Source organism: Bacteroidota bacterium (assembly GCA_034439655.1).
GTDB lineage: Bacteria > Bacteroidota > Bacteroidia > UKL13-3 > UKL13-3 > CANJUD01.
In genome coordinates, this window is the sequence record JAWXAU010000051.1 from 1 (window position 1) to 18,635 (window position 18,635).

An 18,635-nucleotide genomic window follows, 5' to 3' on the forward strand; every position below is an offset into this window, starting at 1 on the left:
ACCGAAAGGATTGTATATACTTTCTGTGGGGAGCGAAATGGTTAAGGTTATGATAGAGTAATCACTTAACCCTTTGGAAAGTTTAAAACTTTCCAAAGGATAGGGGTATTATACCATTTCAAAGATAGTTTCCTCATTGCCGATACTTATTTTCACTTCAGCTCCCAAAACAAAAGGAGCATTCACTTTACCATGCCCGGCGGGGAATCCAAAGCATATAGGGTAATTATATTTTTTAGCAGTATGATATATAATTTCTTCAGCAGTTTGCCCGAAGGGATTTGCAGGGTCCAAATTTTTCATTTGCCCCATCTCGCCGATGATTAAAGCTTTTAGGTTTGAGAGTTTCCCGCTGCGGTCCAGCCATTGCACCATGCGGTCGAGGTGGTAAAGGTATTCATCCAAATCTTCTATAAATAATATTTTACCATCAGTATTTATATCTGTAAGTGTATTGCTCATGCTATATAATACACTCAAGTTGCCGCCTACTAGGAAACCCTGTGCTTCGCCAGTTTTATTATACAGGTGATTGGGAAAGGTATAACTTATTTTTTGACCTATTAGTATATGATAAATATCTTCTAAATTTTGTTGAGCTATATAAAAATTGCTTTCTGTATTTTGCGTATAATTTAATGCCATAGGGCCATGCACACTTGCTGAGCCTAAATTATGTATATGATTATGTATTATCGTGATATCACTAAACCCTATCAACCATTTTGGGTTTTGTATATAATTGTCGAAATTGAGTTTATCAATGATACGAACGGTACCGTAGCCACCGCGGGCACATATAATAGCTTTTACTTGTGGGTTGTCGACCATGAGTTGAAGGTCTGATGCTCGCTCAGTATCTGTATCAGCAAACTGAAAATGTTCATTATATAAATGTTCGCCCAAGATGATTTTAAAACCTTTTGCGGTATAATAATCAATGCAGGGTTGTATTTCCTCGGGCTTTACCTTGCGGGCAGTAGCAACGATGGCAAGGGTATCGCCAGGTTGTAATGGTGGTGGGAGGGTAGGGGTGTTTGCCATTTGAGAGGCAATGATAAGTATCTTTTTTTGAAATATGTGTTTTTCTGTTTCGATGGAAATGTCAGTCTGAGTTAATCGAAGACGACTTGGAGTACACTTAGTTTTGTCCGCCCTTCGATAAACTCAGGGTGACAAGCTAGATTGGTATAATGTCTTCGATAGCAGCAGATTCTTTGCTCGAACTCCACAAGCTTGCGGAGTCAGCATGACGTTGTAGGTCATCTTAATATCACAATTTTTCCAATTCCGTTTTTAAAATATTGGTCATCATTATTAGAAGTTATCTCTACTTCTTTGCCATTCAGTTTTGCATTTACACGATACAGGTAAACGCCATTGGCAAGCCTATCACCGTATTGATCGGTACCATCCCAAGCATAATCTGTTATATTATTCCCAATATGTATAGCACCCAAATCTTCCTTGAAAATTTCTTTTACTACAATACCAGTTATCGTCATAATTTGTATATGCATATTATCGGGCAGTTGGCTACCAGTAAGTGTAAATACAAAGTGGCATTTGGTGGTAAATGGATTTGGGTAAGGATATATTCTTGTAATACTTGGTTTGTTTATAATACGGAAGGTAACACGGTAATCGCTGGCAGCGGAGGCGTTGCCTACTACATCATAAGCTTGGCTACGTAACTGGTATAAACCATCGGGCAAGTTGGTGGGGGTGAATATAATTTTTGCTTTACGGTTTTTTGCATCGGCAGGACTAAAAGTAAGCAGCCCACTAGTCATATCCAATTCTTTTTCTACTTGACCTGGATAAGTTATCCAAAGTTTTATGCTGCTGGGGTCTGTAATCAGGAAATGTTTGTTCTCGTCGGTCACACTAATTTGTATAGAAGGATTGGGCGATATAATATCATTGTTCATAATATGTTGCCCATCGAAGGTTACATCCAGTATCGGGTTTTCTAAATCGGTAAATACATAAAACGATTTGGAGAATTGGTTATTATAAGAGTACTGCTCTGCTTGGGCATGATCGGGATTAAAAGATATCGTAATAGTGTTTTTGCCCAATTTTCCTTTGGTTGGCAATTTTTGTTTTATATAAATTGTATCACCGCTTAATAATGGTTTAAGTGTTTGGTTTAAGAAAACAGCGTTATTGCCATTAGCGGCAGTCCATGTGGCATTAACCAATAAGCTATCGAAATCATAGCGAGAAATGTTTTGGAAGGCCACACCTATGGTAATACTATCGCCATCGGAAACGCTATCGTTGGGAATAAAAACATAAGGCAGACTTGGGTTTGTAATAACGGCACCTTCGGGTACACCTTGGTATGATATTAACCAATATTTAATTTGTTGCGGGGTACGAAGTGTATCATCGTTATAATACATTTTTACGCGTAGGTTTGGATATTTGTTGGCATCAACTGTGTCTAAACTCAAGCTGCTTTCATTAGTATTGACAATGAGCGGAATTTCATTTCCTGATGTATCATATAGATATATATCATACCAAACAGAATCGGATGGATTGTCTTTGGCTTCATTGTCTTTATAGAATGTTTGCCATTTTTTTGCAGGACCTATAAGTTCGCTAGTCATATCACCTAAGGTAAGTTTGGGACCTACTTGGTCATAATCTCCAATAATTTGTTTTTCGGGCGATAGGGGAGAAGTCCCGCTAAGGTCGGCAGTTTGTTCACGGGCACTTCCCAATGGACCATCTTTGGTACCTTTTAATAAGAAAGGCCAATTTTCTTTCACACCAAGTTTATCTATAAGTCCACCGCCGCCAAGCTGCAGTTTGAATGCTTGTTTCAAAGGATACAGTTTTTGATTGGCTGCTGATAAATCACCCGTGCTATCACCTTTCATTATAAAAACTTTATATCCTGTGGGTATGGTATCTATATGTTTTACAAAAGCATCTATACCCGCTTGCGTGCGTGTATCGAATCTAAAAATACCTTTCTTAGCCGCATTATATTTAGAATTTTTATAATTGAAAATAGTTTCGTCATTGGGGTTCAAGGCCATTATTGCCCAACCATATACTAGGTTTCCATCAACCGCTCCGCCATTGTCGATTCGGTATGCACGTGCATCATAAGGCCTGCTTGAATAAGAGGTGCCAGTACTAAACATAGAAATAGTTTTACCGGTGCGGCTACTGAAAAGAAATCGCCTGTCAATATTGTCTAAAAATATATCATGAAGCGAAGCACCAAACATTTGAGGCGTCTGCATTTGCCCCCATCCGCTGGATATTGTTTTTATGTAGGTAAAGCTTCCTGTTTGCCAAGAGGTGTCGATACCATTTGCTTTTTCAAGCCGCACACGCCAGTAATACACCGTGCTGTCTTGGTTCAATAAACTCATATAAACATTGGCCAACTGTGAGGCATTTACTTTACTTACATTCCAATTAGATTTGAATTGATAATTGGTGTCGAGTTGGAATATAAATACAGCATTCCCAAATTTGGAATTACTTTGCTGGGCTTGCAATTTCAGAGGGTTTTCATTTACGATAGCATAATTATAGGGAAATACAATATTAGCTCCTGTAGCAGGGATATCATATTTTAAGGTTGCTTTGTTATTGCCATATTTACTGGCATACTCTATTATTCTTGGGTTTGGTGTTGGATTAATAGTTACTTCAAAAGTATTGGGTCCTTGGGTACTGGCATCTTTCGATTTAATCCAGTAGTAATATTCTTGTTTCCATTTTGGTGGCAATACAATACTGTCGGGGTAATTAATTATTTGGCCATTGGGGAGTATCCGTTTTACACGAAGTATTACACTATCGCTAGTAGACTTCCCTTTATTATAAGCATCAATTTTAATCGCGAAAGAGTCACTTACCGCTGTAATACCTTGCGGGTATATAGATAATGAAAAAGGTAATACCTTGTCATTGGTAGGTAAATAATAGTCGGGACCACTGGGTGAGAAAAATTTAAGTGCAGGGTCACCTTCCCAAATCAATTGTCGGCTATGCATCAATGCAAATTCATCTGTTCTCCCATTTTGATAATTTTCGATAGCTTTTTTAGCAATTTGGCCAAAAGTTTTTCCATAACTTTCTTTAAAGGTTTGGGTATAAACATTTATGCCCAGTTGCTCCAAGTCGGATGAGAAGCCAAAAGCAGTATTGGCCATCCAGCCAATGGCTCCGCGGCCTTGTGCAAATAGCCATTCTTCTCCTTTCGAATCTTGATAGGGGTCGAAACAATTGCCCAATTGGCAACCTGCAAAAAACATTACTGGTAATTTCCCTTGATTCTTAAGAATACCAAGAAGGGTATCTCCCAAATCAACTTCTAAAATATTAGTAGAGCCATGGCCAAAATAATAAGTAAAGCCCAATCCTTGGTTCAATAATACTTGTGAAGGTTTAGCGAAAGAATTGGTAACCGGCTGGGGTTCGTATTTATACAAGGAAGTTACACTGGCTCCCAATGAATCTCCTTCCGCTATATTTTGTAAGTTACTCAATACGGCTTTAAAATTGGCAGCTTGCCCAGCGTTAATACCACCACCTAAATGCAAAATCTTTTTATGCCATGCATCATCGGTATTATTTCTGCCTCCTTCGTACTGTACAATTTTGTTCAGGTAATTATATACATGCATATCGTCGTAAGCAGGTATACGACCTGTGGCTATGCCGGGGCCAAGTTGTGTGCCATCAAGACCCGAAGTAAGAAATACATCACTACCGGGATAACCCCAAGTGGGAATAAGGTCGGAATTAAGAAATACTTGTTTACCAGCATCTAAAGTACGAGCAAAATAATATAAATAACCTTTGCCCAATAACAATAAGTGTTCAGGTTTTTTATTGTTATAAGTAAGCATATAGTCGGCAAAATGGCGGATGGCCAATGGACTATGATAGCCATAATAAAACTGGTCGTATAATTCATCAATCCATACCAATAAAGGTTTGGTATTTATGGAATCCTTTGCCCTATAATCTCTAAAAGCCTTAGAACTATTCATCAGTTTTTTGTGACAAACCATCAGATAATTACATCCTGCACTGGTATCAATCTTGGCCATCGTAACGGGTTGCAGTCCCTCGATCGTTTTATAGGCACTATTACCGCACACATATAACCTGCGTATATCGGAAGCACCGGGTATAATAGCTTGTAAGTAGTTTCCATTTAGTGTTGGAATTATTTTATAGCCGTTGTCAACATCATATATGGCTGCTCCGTTATCAGCTAAATTGGTAAAGTTTACATAAGTTTCGTTCCCACCTTTGCCCTCATATTTTAATGATAGCGAGTTGGAATAACGTAAGTTAAATTTGCGTGGATACGTTAATGATATATAAGCAATGGCTTGGTTGTCGACTTTTAAGTTTTTAATAGGTACGGTATCCATAAAATATACCATCGAATCGAAATGGAAACTATCCTGTGGCAAACTTAACTTTACATGCATACGGTCGAACATTCCAAAGGTAGTATCAAGGACGGTCTTAAATTTTTTATTGTCTTTGCTTATTTTTATAGTACTATAATGAAATATATTATTTGAAGCATTTATATCCTGCGATTTTCCATAGAACTCAGTTTCCAAAACAGGTGATGCTTCTGAAGAATCGTAATCGAGCATTTTAAAAGTAGCTTTGCTTTTTTTGCTTTTTTGTAGCAATCCAGTCATATATCCTTCGCCTTGGGTGAAATCTGACAGTTCTAAGTAATCTGTAGAAGTAGGGGCCCGATACCAAAAATCCCAGTAGGCAAATAACTCGGTATGTTTAAAATACGCTTCGGCAGTATAACTAGCATAGTTTGTCTTGTTTACTTCGGTATACCTTTTTCCAACAGTGTTGCCACCCCAGCAAATAAAGTACATAGCCGTATCGGTATAAAAACTTCTATAACTATGGGGTTGGTCGGCAGGATTTGTATATAATGCTTTGTCTAGGACGCCATCATTTCTATTGCCATAAAACTCTATATAATCGCTGCTGCCCATGCTGCTGCCTGTAGTTGAAACAAAAATGGGTTGCTCATTGCCTTGATAAAATAATTGAAAATTGTTTGGTTTTATTTGTGCGATATCGGCGGCACTTATTCCAGCATTTGTAAAGTCGCTGTAATTGATGCGGTACATTCCCTCGCTGGTTACCCTAATTTTAAAGTAACGTTTGCCGAAATCAATCCATTCGTTACCAAAACGTAAGTTCTGAGAATAGCTGTTGCAAATGATAAACACGGAACAGCATAAACAAAATATTTGTTTGTAAAATTTATTTTTCATACCTAGTGTGCAAAATTATACTACGAAATTCGGAATAAAAAAAGAAAAATTTTGATTTGTAAGTTTTAAATAAATAAAGAAAATTGGTATTAATCTGTAGACAGAAAAAAATGGGAAAAGGTTTAGAGGGGAAAGTAAATTCCTTGAAATACCAAGCGTTTCAGTTGATTGGTGATTTTAGTTGTAGATATGCTGTGTGTAATTCGTAGTGCAAGCCTTACAAATTTTCCAAAAGTGCAGAACTTTTGGAAAGTTATAGAATTACAAAATCTTCTTCATCCACTTATGAGGTATCACACCGAACAGCAGAATACCGTCTCCAGTAATTTGATAACCATGGCTCAGATAAAAATTAATTGCGTTTTCGCGTGCTTGAAGAATAATTTTTTTTACGCCTTGTTTCTTTCCTTCAACTTCCAAATACTGTAATACTTTGCCACCCATCCCTTTGCCCTGCATCAAAGGGCTTGCAGCCATGTATCGTATTTGTGCAGTATCTCCATCAATTAAATGCAGGCGGCCAACAGCTACTATTTCATCGTTGAGTATGGCAGCAGCGTGGGTCGATGTTTCATCGCTGGGGTCTATTTCGCTCCCCTCAATTTGTTGCCAGGGTTTGCGTAGCACCTCATAGCGTAGCTGATAATATTGCTCCCATAAAATTTCGCTGTCGGGGCATTTCACTATTGGTGCATTTTCGGTGTACATTTGCAGAGGTTTTAACTATTTCTGTGGGCAAAAATAACAACAATAATGGTATTGTATACTCTACCGATCCTGATTTTATAAAGGAAGGAGCAGGTGAGGCAGTAGAACAAACCCCGTTAGCTACGCAACAAAAACTTAAAATTTTTACCGATAGCAAACATCGTGCAGGCAAGGTTGTAACCTTGGTGCAAGGGTTTGTAGGCAGAGCGGAAGATTTAGAAAAATTGGCCAAAACACTAAAAAATTTTTGCGGTAGCGGGGGTAGTTTCAAGGAAGGAGAAATTATCATACAAGGAAAACATACCGAAAAAATAATAAAAAAACTTACTGAACTGAAATATCAAATTAAATGAAATATATATATATTATACTTACCTGTTTTGCTTTATGCTTTGGTGCATGCAAAAACAATGGTGCCAGCAGCGATAAAAATTCTCAAGACTCTGCTGCCAAAGTGCTTGACAGCATGAAGCTGGATTCCATAAATCCTGGAATTAAAAGGTTTGAAATAGAGAAAGGGGTTATGTCGATGAAATCTTTTTTCAGCAATCAGTTATTGCTAGATAGAACTATATATTTTGATCGCTATGGGGCTAGATTGGTGATAATGGATGAGCGAAAGACCTCTATCTATGAGATGAACGGGTTTAAATATATTTTACATGAAAATGAGAAGAAGGTTGTAAAAGAAAGATTAACGCTTGAGAGTAACTATGACCCACAGATGCTGAACGCCTTGCTGATGACGGATACGGTAAAAAAAGAAATTAGTTGGACGCCCGATGGGGAAGAGGAAATACTGGGGCGAAAATGTCAAAAATACTTATGCCACCACAACTTTTTGCATTTAAGCACTGAGGTATGGTTATACAAGGGATTCCCTGTGCGGGTTCATACCACCGACCCACAAAAAAATGTATCTATTACTGAATGTAAAAAGATTGATGAAAATATAACCATAGACCCCTCGAGGTTTGAGCTTCCTTCATGGGTAAAAAAATAGATATCATGCACCAATCACCAGCAAAAAAATATATTACAACAGGATGTCTTTTGGCAGCTTTAGCAGTAATGTTAGGAGCTTTTGGTGTACATGGATTAAAAGATATAACCAATGATACTCTTATATTAGATATTTTCGATAAGGCTGTAAGATATCAAATATACCATGCTTTTGCTATTATTCTATTGGGTATCGTTACGCAACAGTTTCAAATTTCATTCAAATATATATATCGACTTTTTATCACAGGGATTTTATTCTTTTCGGGATCATTATATATTATTACTTTTTTAAAGATAAAATTATTTGAAATACCTGTTGCTATAGGGGTATTAACTCCCATTGGAGGATTCTGCTTTATTGCAGCTTGGCTCGGTTTTGCGTGGCAATTATACAAAAAGGAATAGCTTGTGGACTACGCCGCAGTAATTGATTATTTATATACATGTTTGCCCATGTTTACCCGTATTGGCAAAGCTGCATACAAGCCCGATTTGAACAATACCATAGCTTTGTTAAATATATTGGATAATCCACATCGGCATTTAAAATATATACATGTGGCAGGCACTAATGGAAAAGGTTCAGTAAGCCATCTGTTGGCTTCGGTATTGCAAGAGGCGGGATACAAAACCGGATTATACACTTCACCGCATTTGCTCGATTACAGAGAGCGGATAAAGATTAACGGACAGGTAATAGAAAAGGAATATATTATAGCATTTGTAGAAAAATACAAAGACAAGTTTGATGCCATAGAGCCTTCTTTTTTTGAGTGGTCAGTGGCTTTGTGTTTTCAATACTTTTATGATAATAAAATAGATATAGCCGTAATAGAAACAGGATTGGGCGGGCGGTTAGATTCCACCAATGTAATTTTTCCTGATTTGAGTATTATTACCAATATTGGTTTGGATCATACAGATTTATTAGGTGATACTGTAGAAAAAATAGCGGTAGAAAAAGCTGGAATTATGAAAGCGGGCATACCTGCAGTTATTGGTGAAAGCACAGATTCGACAAAAAAAATATTTATAGATAAAGCCAACGAAAATAAGTCAACTATATATTTTGCAGATGAATTATTAGCCATCAAAAATATAAAGTATGAGCATGCTTATTTGCAATTTGATATATATAAGGAGGCTCATTTTTTGTATCATATTTCGTCTCCACTAGGTGGTTTTTATCAAACGAAAAATATAACTACCCTGGTACAATCAGTTCAGGTTTTGAAACAGAAAAATTATCATATTTCCGATTTAAATCTTTTGGATGGAATTAGTAAGGTTATTAGAAATACGGGACTTATGGGCCGTTGGCAAGTGATGGGAGATGCACCTCTTGTGGTATGCGATACCGCACACAATGTAGCTGGAATGGAGCAAATCGTAGTACAAATAAATGCTACACCCAAAGAGCATTTGCATATAGTATTGGGTATGGTTTCCGATAAAAATATTGATGGGGTTTTGGCAATATTGCCCACCAAGAATACGACTTACTATTTCTGCAAAGCTCAAATACCAAGAGCCCTAGATGAAAACTTATTATATGACCAGGTCCAAAAATTTAATTTGGTAGGCAATCCGTTTCGTACAGTACCTCTAGCTTATGAAGCGGCCTTAAAAAATGCGTCTGAAAAGGATATGATTTATATTGGTGGTAGTACTTTTGTGGTGGGCGATTTATTGACGTATTTGAAACTGTAACGTCATTCTGAGAATTGCCTCAATTTGAAGAATCTGCTGATAGTGGCTCCGAATTATAAAGATTCTTCGCTCGAAACATCGCTCAGAATGACGCTATATATCTTATCTCCCCACCATCACCTTCTGAGAAATATTTTGAGAACTATTATTATAACTAATCAAATACAGTCCCTCCGAAATATCAGATAAATCAATACTCGACACCATATTGGGATGTAGTATTACATTAAATTGTTTCACCACGCATCCTTGCAAATTATATAATTGAAATACTTGATTGGTATGATATAAACCAGTATTTTCTGTTTCTATGTATAATATTTTCCCAGCAGTGTATGTTTTAAGTTTACCATTTAGCAAGGAACTATTATCGTTGCAGCGAAGTATAGTTTTGTCTAAGACTTCATTATTTGAAATTGCTTCTATATAATAACAGCTTTTGGTATTCTCAACTTCTATTTCATATATCTCTGAATTTTTGATGCGAACTGCGGGAATTGTATTATAAAATTTTTCTACACCTTCTGCTATTTGTTTCACTTGGTAAAATTCAACCGCACCATCATTGCTTACTTCCCAATGCAAACTAGGTTTGTTTTCACCAGTGCTCTGTATATAAATATTGGTGAACAGCAGGGGCAATGCAAAATTATTATCTTCTGTAACAGTAAACTCGCTAAAGCTACGAAGTTTGTTGCCTGTGGCTGTTATGTTATTTGCAAAAGTATTTCGTGTTGTGGTGCGGATGGTATCCCAAGTACTGGCAATATTTGTCTGTTTTTTTACCAATATTATATTCCCTTCGGTTGCAATTTTTCCCAACAAAGCATCATCATAATAATACTTCATTGCGTACTGATAATTATTGCCCGCAGAGCTGCCTGAAGTGTCAATCCGTATATAGCAGTTCATGTATTTCGCTGTGGAGGTATGTAATCCATTGGTGGTATCATTTGGCCATTTGCCTGTATAATATACATACTTGTTCAAGGTGGGTAAAGTACCCGTATTTGCCCACGTTAACTCAAAAATTCTACGACCTCCTTGCAAGAAAATTTCTGTTCCATTGGCGGCGTGCGTTCCTGTTACCGTTAATTGTGGGGGAGTGGTAGTTGTTGCTGGTGTGAATTCATCTGCTCCGATATCGGGTGCTCCATCAATAATATTTGTATTGCGGGCTGTGGCAGAATCACCGTAATCGCCAGGGTAAATATTTGTTACCTGCTTACCTTTCCCATTTGCCAGCCAGCAAGAATTGGTATTTGTATTGATATTTAAATTGAGATTCTCGTTGCTGAACAAACTATCCGTTGGAAGGTCGGAAGTGGTATAGATCCATGAAGTACTATCGCCGCTGCTTGATATTCGGTAGCCAGTATTGCTTTTTAAAGTAGTATACCACATCACCAATTTTGAAGTATCGTTTGTGGCCAATAAATTGTGCATCGAGGCTGTGGCACTCCACCCCGTAGTGGGTGTTGATACTATATTCGCAATGGCTAAATGGTTGCCCGTTCCACCGCTGCGTTTATTGTAAAATATATTATTTCTTAAGGTAGTGGTCGAACCCACGGTACGCCTAAAAGCATGCGAACTATTTGATCCGCTACTTATGCTACCACCTATCAATATACTGTTATAATATAATTGAACGAGTCTACCACCATTCGAAATATCTAAAATACCATCAGCTGTTATACTGTTAGTATTGTTTTCATTTTTTATGGTAAGCATATTGTGACATATTTTAAAACTCCCTTCTTCCAAATACATCCCTGTAAGACCTGCGGTGCTGCCTGTCGACGAATTTTGAATATTGTTAATTTGGTTATAGTTTATATAGCCAGTACTGCTAATATTCATATTCATATAAATAGCCCTGCACAATGAATTTCCAGTTCCATTATCAGATACTGACAAATTGGTAAAGATATTTTTATTAATATATATAGAGTCCATATATCTTGAAGCAGAATGAAATAGGCCATAGTTAATAAGAGCTCCATTCGCAGTAGCGGACGGTGCAAACTTAATACGCCCAATTCCATTATATTCTATACGAGGTCGAAACACAGAATTTAGTTTCATGCCATAGTTTATTGAATTTGCAGCATTTGTTTTGTTATAAATACCGCCAATCTGGTTTTTATATATATTCAAATTTGTAAAACTATCAGCAGAAATACCAACCAAAATAACACCTGTAGAAACATTGATGGAGCTGTCGTTACTGGTATCGCCTAGTTCATTATAGGTAATATCTATTTTCCCATTAGTAATCTCCAATAAATAAAAAGCAATGTTACTTCCTGTAAGTTTAAAATTTTTGATATGATTATTATGAAATATCAAGGTATTCAAGGTATCCACATTTAATCTAACGCCCCTCGATTGTGTGCCTGCCATGGCATTCGACCAATAACCGCCTCCACAATAAGCTTGGCTGCCTCCTATATAGTTGCCAGTTATTTCAATATTCTTTGGACCCTGTTTGGTTTGTAATTCCATACCCATTTGGCTGGTAGTTATATTTACATTATGATATAAGTGATTGTTTTTAATGGTGAGATAATTGCCCATTGCACTATCTAATATATATATTTCTCGAAGGTTTGCATTTTCTATATTATTTCCTTCAATTATTGTATGGTCATTTTTTTGCGTACTCATACCACCATTCATGTGTACACCATATAAATAAGTTGTTCCACCCACATCGCTTCGCCTTCTAATATTATTATAATATATTGCATTGCTGTCGTTACCTATAGTATAAGAAGTTCCACCCACGTGTATCAATCCCCCATTATTGGGCTGACCTTCTATATTTAAATATTTCAAGCTGTCATTTCTGGCATCATTAATAAACTCAAAAGCTGGACCTATAGCTGTAGTAGATTCATCTCTGAAAGTCCAAGCAGGGGTGGATCCTGTGCCTCCTTTTCGCCCATCAAAAGTTAGGTTTCGGGTTCCTTCTAGTGTTACCAAGGGCCAATAATTTGCATGCCAAGTACTACTCGATGGATCGCCATTGGTGAGTATATCGGACGAGTTGCCAGAGTTGGGTCTGATGGTGACATGCCAATCGCCACTGCGAACTACAAAGGGCCAAAAAATCAGAGGAAAAATTTCGTCACTGGCACTATAATTATCATATACTTCAAATATAATATCACCAGTTATAATTCGTGAATGTAATATATTGGCTACACTGGTAAGCGATTGATAGTTTTTGCCAGTATTCCCTACAGTATATGTGCCAGCCGAAAGGCTAGGTTTACCACCAAGTCTTATATATGCAGTATTAGAATATAGAGACATATATATAGGTTGCGTGCCGCCCAAAGTATTATTATAGTAAAACCCTCCGATATTATTATAGGTTCCGCTTTGGCTAGTACTTGCTCCCATGGCCATGGTGTCGGATGCCGTGCTGTCAAATACACGAATTCCAGCACTGAAAAATATGCAAGTAGGGGAACCTATGGAATATTTCCAATACCGGTTGGTAGCTAAAGCTGTGAAGTTGCTACCGGCACTGCCACCACTGGGGTTGTCGAAAGCTTCCACTGTTGCTGAAGTATTAACTAAACTTCCACTGTTGCAGGTAAATGTTGCGGAATTTCTAGTAACGGGAGATACCATTTCGAAACCATTGTAAGTAGATTTTCCTACTGGGAATAAATATATCCTATTACGGTCCACATATACCAATCCATAAGGAATAGCTCGGTTCATAGGGCCGTTCACCCAGCCACCCGTGCGGGTAACAGCGGTGTAACTGGTATTGCTAATGGTGAGTGTATTGCTGCTAGAAGAATTCAGGGTTCCATTTTGCATATCTAGTTTGTCTACTGATAGTGCGGCATTTAAGGTTACTCCGTTTCCTGTGCCACTGCTATTATTAATGGTAAGTGTTCCCGTAGAAATACTTGAAGGCAACTCACTTCCTGTTGTTTGAGCACTTGTGCCATTGTAAGTAAAATTATTAGTACCAGTACCATAGGTTTTGGTAATTGATCCATGTGATCCATTGCCACGGGTATAAGCAAAACTATTGGTACCGCCATTGCCTAGTGTGAGTGTGCCTCCGCAGCTCAATGCTCCATTATATAATAATATAGAATTTGTAATTGCAACACTGTTTGTTATGGATGCAGTATTATATACTTTTAAATTGGCTATTTTGCTGTTGTTGAATGTTGTGTTTATTGTTTGACCGCTGCTTCCGTTTAATTCTATATAAGTATTGACGCTATCGGCAGTGGTGGTTCCGCTACCTGTTATATTGCCGCCAAGTGCCAGTGTGTTTCTGTTAAGATTAAGTGTGGCTGCGTTTGCTACGTTGCCTGTTACTTCCAGTCTGTGGCCAGTTATATTAGTTCCCGATGCCGTGCGAAGTGTACCACCAGATTCTATATTAAGAGTATTGCCAATTTGCAAGGTGGCTGCTGTCGTTGAACGAAACTCTATAATACCACCATTCAAAATTTCTAGGGATTTGCATTTGCTGTTTCCACTGCCGGGCATATCCACTGTAATGGTATGGCTATTATTAATTACAACACTGTCATTCACGCCGGGTATTGCTCCGCCCACCCATGTGCCGCTTGTGTTCCAATTGCCTGTGCTATTGCTCTGTATAGTGCTTTGAGCTTTGCCGCATAAGCTGAAAAGTGTTATAGAGATAGTTAAAGTGGAATGTAAAAATCTGTTCATGAAAAGGGATAAATTTTAATAGGATTACAAATTTAAGAAATGCTTCTCATAGTAACAGGAATTGGTCCTTTTTGTTTGCGAATGGTGGGGGATTTTTAATGGGTACGTTTGAGACGCTGCTTTTTTAACCCCACTGCGGCGGGTAGAGTTAATACCGACACTCAATATATAATAGTGCAAAAGAAAGGGACTAATCCCCCCGCATCCCGATAATTATCGGGATTAAGCGGGGCATTCGGGATGTAGTTCGGTATAAATGTATATAATCCTTACTTTTGCAAAAAAAGATCCCTTAGCAAACTAGATACTTTATATTAGATACTAAAATGAAAATCGACATCCACGCCCACATCCTCCCAGCCACATGGCCCGACCTTAAGAAAAAATATGGTTATGGTGGCTTTGTATATATGGACCATCATACGCCAGGTTCTGCAAAAATGATGAGGGATGATGGAACATTTTTTAGAGAAGTGCAGCAAAATTGTTGGGACCCCGAAGCTATTTTAATAGATATGGACAAAAACCAAGTTGATAAAATGGTGCTGTGTACGGTACCTGTTTTATTTAATTATTGGGCCAAACCTGCGGATACACTAAACTGGAGCCGTTTTTTAAATGATCATTTGGTGGAAGTGCAGCGTAATTATAATAATCGGTTCATCGGACTCGGCACATTGCCCATGCAGGATATTCAAATGGCCATTCAGGAACTGGAAAGATGCAAATCAATTGGTTTGCTTGGTGTAGAAATTGGCTCGCATATCGAAAATAAAAACTTGGATGACGCTAGTTTTTTTCCATTATGGGAAGCAGCTCAGGATTTAGGGATGGCCATTTTCGTCCACCCTTGGGATATGATGGGTCAAGAAAAAATGCCCAAATATTTTCTGCCTTGGTTAGTGGGTATGCCTGCCGAAACATCTTTGGCCATTTGCTCCATGATATTTGGCGGCGTGTTCGACAAATTTCCAAAATTGCGAGTCATGTTTGCCCATGGCGGCGGTTCGTTTCCTTTTACTGTTGGGCGTGTAAGCCACGGTTGGCATTGTCGTCCCGATTTGTGCGATATCAATAAAATACAAGATCCAAGAGATTATATAGGTAAGTTTTGGATTGATGGAATCACCCACGACCAAGATGCTTTGCGTTACTTAATCAACATGTTTGGGGCAGAAAAAATTGCCTATGGCACCGATTACCCTTTCCCACTGGGCGATTTAGAGCACGGCAAATTTATTAATGAGATGAATGATTTGGACACACACGCCAAAGAACAGCTCTTCAGCAAGACTGCTATTGAATTCTTGGGATTACAAGGGGTATAAAAAAACCCATTCCAATATCTTGGAACGGGTTTCTGAAATCCTTTTACGGACTAAATTTTATTTCATTTTGTTAACATGTCTGCTCAATTTCGATTTTTGATTGGCAGCATTGTTCTTGTGAATCACGTTCTTTTTTGCCAAACGGTCGAGCATACAGTAAAGCGTTTTAAGCATTTCGCTGGCTTCTTTTTTAACTTTTAGGTCACGCAATTTTTTAATCATGTTACGTGTGGTCTTAGCCTGGTAACGGTTACGCAGCCTTTTGACAGCGTTTGATCTGATGCGTTTTAGTGATGATTTATGATTTGCCATGTTCTGGTTTTTTCTTTTTTTAGGGCTGCAAAAATAAGACGATAACTTCTAAAAACAAAACCTTTTTCCAAATTTCTATTTTAGGCTGTCAGTCAATTATAAATTCATCTGTCCAGGAATTTGCACCGTACAACCTTTTGGCCGTAATTTTGTCTTGTCATTCATAAACGTATTCGCATGAAAAAAACCATATATGCATTCTTCATTCTTTTTTTAATAATCCCAATATCAAAGGCTGCCGATAAACCGGGCTATGAAATAAAAATACGAATACAAGGCATGAGAGATACCATGATGTATTTGGCCAATTATTATGGAGGCTATACCGTAAAAGCCGATAGTGCTATAGTGGACAAAAAAGGATGGGCAGTATTTAAAGGAGCCAAACCACTTCCCTGCGGCGTATATATGACAGTGCTGGGGAGTACCAAAATTTTTGAACTTGCAGTGAACGAACAATTTTTCAGTCTCGAAACAGATACTGGATACAATATAAAAAAGATGAAGATAAAAGGCTCGCCCGAGAATGAAATATTTATTGGTTACCAAACAAATTCGGCTGAGTACACTTCTAGTATATATAAATTTCAAGCTCAGATAAGAGAGGTTGAAAAAGACCCAGCAAAAAAGCTTCAGGTAGCACTTTGGCGAGATTCTGCAAAATTTTATAGTGAAAAAGAAACCAATCTGCGAAAAAATATTATCAAGGATTATCCAAACTCTATGACGGCAAAAATCATGAAATCATTGGAGGATATTATTCCGCCGCCCGCCCCTTTGTATAAAGATGGCAGGCCCATGGATTCCAATTTCCAGTTCAACTATTATAGAGAGCATTATTTTGACAATATAGATTTTACTTGCGATTGTTTGATTCGTTGCCCCATATATCATAACAAACTCAAATATTTTTTTGATAAATTAGTTATCATGCATCCTGATAGTATTGTATTTTGGGCATTTAATGTGATTGAAAAAACAAAATCTTCCAAGGAATTATTTAAGTATACCGTACAATATCTTACCAATACCTATGCAAGTTCTAATTATGTGTGCATGGATGCTATTCCTGTAAATTTAATTCTGAAGTATTATACTTATAAGGATGCTTTTTGGTTAGACAGCTTGCAGATATATCGCTCACGATTGGAAGCAGAAGCATTGTTTCCAACATTGTGCAATAAAAATGCTCCCAATTTGATGATGCACGATTCGGCATTAGAAAAACTGATTATGGCAGTGGTGAAAGCAGACACCATTCCCGATTCGCGTTCAGCCAAAATATATAGTTTAATGCAGCTACATGGCACCACCAATTTGTATGATGTGAAAGCTCAGTATACTATTCTAATGTTTTGGGATCCAGATTGTAGCCACTGCAAAGCCGAGATGCCTAAGGTAAAAGCTTTGTATGATAAAATGAAAAGTAAAGGGGTGGAAGTGTTTGCCGTATGTGTGGAGTCGGACTATAATAAATGGATTGAATATATAAATGCCAACGATTTAAAATGGATTAATGTAATTGATATTTATAATATATCTGAGTTTAGAAAATACTACGATATCAAAAGCACACCTGTTATTTTATTATTAGATAAAGACAAAAAAATATTGGCTAAAAAGCTTGATGGCACAACACTTGACGATTACTTATCGCATGAACTAAAACTCAATTAATTATACTACAATTGTTAAGTTCAGATAAAAACGAGTGGTTTGCAAATTGGTTCGATACACCATATTATCATATATTATATAAGAATCGTTCGGTGGCAGAAGCCGAAAATTTTATAACTAAACTTATTGATTTTTTGCAATTACGAAGTGGTGCTACCATACTTGACAATGCGTGTGGAAAGGGTAGACATGCTATTCATCTTAACAAATTAGGATATAATGTAGTTGGCCTAGATCTTTCGGAACAAAGTATTATACAAGCCCAAAAATGTGAGAACGATGCTTTGCATTTTGTCGTACACGATATGCGTAAGGTTTTTAAAGTAGATGAGTTCGATGCAGTATTCAATCTCTTTACAAGTTTTGGATATTTTGAGGAAGAATCGGATGATTTGAATATATTGTATGCCGTAAAAAAGCAGTTGAAGGACAATGGGATTTTCGTATTGGATTTTTTTAATACGGCTCCCATAATCAAAAAATTTGCAAATGGATATATATATAATGATGTACAAAATATAGAAGGAATAACTTTCGATATCCATAAAAAAACAGAAGGCAATAAAATTATTAAGACCATTGATATTGTTGATGGAAATAAAGAATTATCTTATATCGAACAAGTACGTTTATATACTTTACCAAACTTCTTGGATATGTTTGCTAAAGTAGGTTTTAACGTAAAACAAGTTTTTGGAAATTACCAATTGCAAGGGTATGATGAGCATGAAAGTGATAGGATGATTTTTGTGGTGGAGAGGTAGTAATACCGAAATCAATATATAATAGTCCAAAAGAAAGGGACTAATCCCCCCGCATCCCGATAATTATCGGGATTAAGCGGGGCTTTCGGGATGTAGTTCGGCATTACCAT

12 protein-coding genes are annotated in these 18,635 nt (G+C 37.3%); 7 read left to right on the plus strand and 5 right to left on the minus strand.

Annotated elements, in window-relative coordinates; all coding sequences use genetic code 11:
- Nucleotides 1-108: 108 nt before the first annotated feature.
- The 3 genes from SGJ10_03115 to SGJ10_03125 form a co-directional block, all read right to left on the minus strand.
- Nucleotides 109-1,044, minus strand: a complete 936-nt coding sequence (locus SGJ10_03115; GenBank protein ID MDZ4757115.1) for an LD-carboxypeptidase — start codon at nt 1,042-1,044, stop codon at nt 109-111.
- Nucleotides 1,045-1,262: 218 nt separating this feature from the next.
- Nucleotides 1,263-6,302, minus strand: coding sequence for a C25 family cysteine peptidase (locus tag SGJ10_03120; protein MDZ4757116.1), 5,040 nt, complete (start codon nt 6,300-6,302; stop codon nt 1,263-1,265).
- Nucleotides 6,303-6,563: 261 nt separating this feature from the next.
- Complete coding sequence (locus SGJ10_03125; protein ID MDZ4757117.1) at nt 6,564-7,010, minus strand: GNAT family N-acetyltransferase; 447 nt, start codon at nt 7,008-7,010, stop codon at nt 6,564-6,566.
- Nucleotides 7,011-7,033: 23 nt separating this feature from the next.
- On the opposite strand from SGJ10_03125, the gene SGJ10_03130 reads away from it, so the two are divergent.
- Genes SGJ10_03130 through SGJ10_03145 form a run of 4 tightly spaced genes read left to right on the plus strand, consistent with a single transcriptional unit; the run spans nt 7,034 to nt 9,725 of the window.
- On the plus strand, nt 7,034-7,363 hold the full coding sequence (locus tag SGJ10_03130) for a translation initiation factor (protein ID MDZ4757118.1): 330 nt from the start codon (nt 7,034-7,036) through the stop codon (nt 7,361-7,363).
- Nucleotides 7,360-8,013 carry a hypothetical protein gene (locus SGJ10_03135; GenBank protein MDZ4757119.1) on the plus strand — a complete coding sequence of 218 codons (654 nt, stop codon included), beginning with the start codon at nt 7,360-7,362 and terminating at the stop codon, nt 8,011-8,013. The genes SGJ10_03130 and SGJ10_03135 overlap by 4 nt, the downstream gene beginning before the upstream one ends.
- A complete protein-coding gene (locus tag SGJ10_03140; protein MDZ4757120.1) occupies nt 7,998-8,420 on the plus strand; it encodes a DUF423 domain-containing protein in 423 nt (140 codons plus the stop codon). The genes SGJ10_03135 and SGJ10_03140 overlap by 16 nt, the downstream gene beginning before the upstream one ends.
- 48 nt (nt 8,421-8,468) lie before the next feature.
- Nucleotides 8,469-9,725 (plus strand): folylpolyglutamate synthase/dihydrofolate synthase family protein, encoded by a 1,257-nt coding sequence (locus SGJ10_03145; protein ID MDZ4757121.1) that lies wholly within the window; start codon nt 8,469-8,471, stop codon nt 9,723-9,725.
- Nucleotides 9,726-9,827: 102 nt separating this feature from the next.
- Here SGJ10_03145 and SGJ10_03150 read toward each other — a convergent pair whose 3' ends face one another.
- The gene (locus SGJ10_03150) at nt 9,828-14,444 is read right to left on the minus strand and encodes a hypothetical protein (protein MDZ4757122.1); all 4,617 of its coding nucleotides are present in this window, start codon (nt 14,442-14,444) and stop codon (nt 9,828-9,830) included.
- Nucleotides 14,445-14,770: 326 nt separating this feature from the next.
- Between SGJ10_03150 and SGJ10_03155 the strand changes: the two genes are divergently transcribed.
- Nucleotides 14,771-15,772: an amidohydrolase family protein gene (locus tag SGJ10_03155; protein MDZ4757123.1), complete on the plus strand. Its 1,002-nt coding sequence runs from the start codon at nt 14,771-14,773 to the stop codon at nt 15,770-15,772.
- Nucleotides 15,773-15,829: 57 nt separating this feature from the next.
- Here the strand turns inward: SGJ10_03155 and rpsT are convergent, their stop codons facing one another.
- The gene (gene rpsT, locus SGJ10_03160) at nt 15,830-16,084 is read right to left on the minus strand and encodes a 30S ribosomal protein S20 (GenBank protein ID MDZ4757124.1); all 255 of its coding nucleotides are present in this window, start codon (nt 16,082-16,084) and stop codon (nt 15,830-15,832) included.
- 177 nt (nt 16,085-16,261) lie between these two features.
- On the opposite strand from rpsT, the gene SGJ10_03165 reads away from it, so the two are divergent.
- A complete protein-coding gene (locus tag SGJ10_03165; GenBank protein MDZ4757125.1) occupies nt 16,262-17,761 on the plus strand; it encodes a thioredoxin-like domain-containing protein in 1,500 nt (499 codons plus the stop codon).
- Between the two features lie 11 nt (nt 17,762-17,772).
- Nucleotides 17,773-18,525: a methyltransferase domain-containing protein gene (locus SGJ10_03170; protein ID MDZ4757126.1), complete on the plus strand. Its 753-nt coding sequence runs from the start codon at nt 17,773-17,775 to the stop codon at nt 18,523-18,525.
- The last annotated feature ends 110 nt before the right edge of the window (nt 18,526-18,635 follow it).